The sequence below is a fragment of the Pseudorhodobacter sp. genome, assembly GCF_030452865.1.
Lineage (GTDB): Bacteria > Pseudomonadota > Alphaproteobacteria > Rhodobacterales > Rhodobacteraceae > Pseudorhodobacter.
In genome coordinates, this window is record NZ_JAKDLJ010000359.1 from 1 (window position 1) to 3,678 (window position 3,678).

The 3,678-nt window shown below is 58.4% G+C and carries 4 protein-coding genes; all 4 read right to left on the minus strand.

The features are described 5' to 3' along the window. A partial coding sequence (locus L0H65_RS16260; protein ID WP_301460211.1) for a MaoC family dehydratase occupies positions 1-354 on the minus strand: 354 nt, incomplete at its 3' end. A gap of 117 nt (positions 355-471) precedes the next feature. Then, positions 472-1,365: a TIGR01459 family HAD-type hydrolase gene (locus tag L0H65_RS16265; RefSeq protein ID WP_301460213.1), complete on the minus strand. Its 894-nt coding sequence runs from the start codon at positions 1,363-1,365 to the stop codon at positions 472-474. Positions 1,366-1,468: 103 nt separating this feature from the next. Then, complete coding sequence (locus L0H65_RS16270) at positions 1,469-2,389, minus strand: manganese-dependent inorganic pyrophosphatase (protein WP_301460215.1); 921 nt, start codon at positions 2,387-2,389, stop codon at positions 1,469-1,471. A 73-nt stretch (positions 2,390-2,462) separates the two neighbouring features. Further along, positions 2,463-3,455 (minus strand): TraB/GumN family protein, encoded by a 993-nt coding sequence (locus L0H65_RS16275; RefSeq protein WP_301460217.1) that lies wholly within the window; start codon positions 3,453-3,455, stop codon positions 2,463-2,465. Between the last annotated feature and the right edge of the window lie 223 nt (positions 3,456-3,678).

Below are 3,678 nucleotides of genomic sequence, written 5' to 3' on the forward strand. Positions count from 1 at the left end.
ACGGCGTCGGGCGGGATCAATCGCTGTGACCGTCACCTGCGCCCGGACGGTATCACCCGGGCGCACGGGGGCCATGAATTTCAGGCTTTGGCCGAGGTAAACCGAGCCATGCCCCGGAAGCTGTTCGCCAATAACCGCCGAAATCAACCCCGCCGTCAGCATGCCATGGGCGATCCGTCCTGCAAAAATCGTATCCTGCGCATAGGATTCGTCCAGATGGACCGGGTTCCTGTCGGTTGAAACCTCTGAAAAAAGTTCGATATCGCGGTCGGTTACGGTCTTTTGCAACTGCCGCGACATGCCGATTTCAATATCTTCAATGCAGATGGTGCCGCGCGGATAGTTGTCGAGCATGGCCGGAGTCCCCGTAGGTTTCACTAGGGATTCATAGCAAATGCTGCGGCGCAGCGCAACCTTCTAAGTAATTTATTTGCTGATATTACGTCTGGTGCGCAATAATATTACCAAACACTATCGTAGAAAGCCCATCGTATAGGTCGGATTGCGCTGCTCCTGCGCCAACCATTCGTTCAACCCCACCTCATGCAGATCGTCCGCTGGCCCGAATTGCCGCGCGTTCAGCCCCTCGGTCAGGAACAGGCTGTCGAGGTTTTCCAGCATCGCGCCCAGAACATCGGTGTTGATACCGTCGCCGACGCAAAGAATATCCTCATCGGCAACCGGCCCTGCCATAGCCGCAAGACGCCGCCGCGCAAGGTCATAAATCGGCGGATGCGGTTTGCCGAAGTAAAGCACCTTGCCGCCCATTTCTTCATAGAGCGCCGCCAATGCCCCCGCGCAGAAAATGCGCTTTTCGCCGTAATCCACCACGATATCCGGGTTGGCGCAGAGCATGGTCAGGCCATTGGTTTTCGCCAACAGGAACGCGGCGCGGTAATCCTCCGGCTGGCCATTTATCTCATCCTCGGGACCGGTGCAGATGATGCCTTCGGCCTCGGCCATGGGAACGCGGGTGATCGGGTTTTTCTGCGCAAGTTCTGCGATCACCGGGTCTGAAAACTCGGTAAAGAACGGCTCATCTTTCGGCATCGTACCGATGTGGTGCAATTTATGCCCCGCAGAGCCAGAGAACATCGCATATTGCGTCGCATCGCCGGAGGTGACCACCTCATCATAGGCGTCATGCGGCACGCCGATCCTGTCCAACTGTTTGATTACGCTTGGCTTTGGTCGTGGTGCATTGGAGACGAGCACGACCTTGCCACCCTGCGCGCGAAAGGCTTGAAGGGCGGCAACCGCTTCGGGGAAGGGGGTATGACCGTTGTGAACACAGCCCCAGAGATCGCAGAAAAGCGCGCGATAGCGCGGGGCGATCTCCGTAAAGGATTGGATAACATGGGTCATGCGGCAAGGCTTTCGGTTCTTGTGCTCCGCCTCCGAATTTTCGTTGAAAACTCTGACGCATCGCGGAAATTTCGGAGGCAGGGAACTGGTGGGAGACGAGGAATCAGAGTTTCAGCGCCGGGATGATCTGCTTCTTGCGGCTCATCACGCCCGGCAGCACCACGCTATCGCCCGAAACCTTGGCCCCGAAGGAGGCCTCGGCCATCTGGCGCACCAGATCATTCGGGACCAGCAATGTCGCCTCTTCCTTCAGGATATCGACGATGAACAGCAGCACTTGCTCCGCGCCGTCTTCTTGTGCGACGCCCGGCATAGCCGCCATCAGACTCGCCTTGCGGTCGAGCAGGACCGAAGGGGCCGTTGTTTCCAATACCGAAATCCGTAGGTCTTTTCCGGCGACATTGTATTCCTTGCTGTCCATCCGCAACAGTTCCGCATCTGAGAAACGCGAAACATCGGATTTGGCGGCAAAGAGTGCGGCGGCGAAGTCAGGAATGGAAACATCCAGTTCCCGCGCCAGTTTTTCGGCCACAGCGCGATCTTTCGGGGTGGTGGTGGGGCTGCGGAACGCCAGAGTGTCCGACAGGATGCAAGACAACATTGCCCCCTTGATGCCGCGCGGGGCTGCCGTCAGTGCGTCGCCGATCAGGTCATGCATGATTGTGGCAGTGCAGGCCAAGGGGCGGATCGTGATCTCGATCGGGGATTTGGTCATGATGCCGCCGACCAGCATATGATGGTCGATGATACCGACCACATTCGCCTCATGAATCGAAGGTGGCAATTCTGCCGGATTGTTGGTGTCGACGATGATGCAGGTGTCGGCTGCGGTAACGTCCGCAATGATCTCCGGCTTCGGCAAATCCCAGTGTTTCAGCATGAAGGCCGCTTCGGTATTCGGCTCCCCCAGCAGAACAGGTTTCGCCTGGGTGCCGACAACCTCTGTCAGATACCAGGCCCAGATGATCGGTGACCCAGTGCTGTCGGTGTCCGGGGATTTATGGCCGAAAACGAGTATCGTCATGTTGGAAAAAACCTGTGCGTTGTTCGATTTGCCGTTTTATAGGCGGCGTACAGCAGTTTGTCACGCGGGCGCGTCAGTTCGGCAATGCAGTGATGGTGAAGCCGCGCTTTTCCAGCAGCGCCAGCACGCCTTCCTTGCCCGAAAGATGCAGCGCGCCAAAAGCGGCGAGGGCGGGGCCATCACCAAGGGCTTGCTCTATCTTGGCGATCCATTCCCGATTGCGCCCCGTCATCAGCGATCCTTCGGCCTTTGCCATATCGGCTTCGGTTTTTTCTGCGGTGGCACCCGGCATCTCGTTCGCGATGAGGTGCGAGTATTCCCAGATCAGACGGCTTTCGCCCGCGAAATAGGCGTCGGCTGTGGTGGCAAGAAAATCCCCGGCCTGATCTTCGACTTGCAAGGCGTTGCGGATCATGGTGATTTGTTCCTCCAACGACAGCCCGTCAAAGAGTTTCAGGGCGGTGTCGAACGGCTCCAGCGCGATGATCGGCAGTCCACGGGAGGCGGCATCTGCCATCAGGCGTTTGTCCAGACCCCCCGCCATTGCCGCTGTTTGCAGCGCACAGGGCGGGATCGCCAGCATCATCGACACAAACCATGGCCGCAGTTTTCCGGTGATGGAGGACGGGATCCCGCGTTGCAACATTGCGGCTTTCAGCTTGTCCCATTCGGCGGGAGCCAGCGCCGTCTCCAATCCCGAACCCGCCATATCCATCATTTGCGCCGGGTTGGAGGCCAGTTGCGCCTGCAATGCCGCTTCCTCCTCGGGTCCGGCTTCGACGAGCAGCGATTTTGACTGCGCAAGCACCGGGGCAAGCCGGGTCATCGCGGCATCGAGACGCGGATCGTCAAGATGAAAGGTTCCGGTCAGATACAACGTCTGATCCCCCCGCGTTGCCTGCCACAGGTTGCCGGTGGCAAAGGGTTCGGCATGGGCAGCAGCGTAAAGCGCGTCACGCTTTGCCGTCGGTAGGGTTTCGATCAGGTTGATGCCGGTGCATTGTGCCTGCGCATGGGTCGCAAGCAACAGGTTGAGGGCGAGGAAACAGACAGAAAGAATGCGCATCTTTGCGGGTCCGGAAAAGTCAGGTTCGCGCAAAGGTCGCATGGTGGGCGGACCAAGCCAAGCGACTTTCTCCGTGTCGGCGGCGAGTCGCGGAAAGATGAGCCGTTTTCGCATCCGGGACTGGTTGACAGACCCGGTGAGACTGCCTAGGTAAGCATCGTTAGCACTCAGGCAATGTGAGTGCTTATCGACATCTACCTGGCACCAAAGGGAGTGTTAGCAG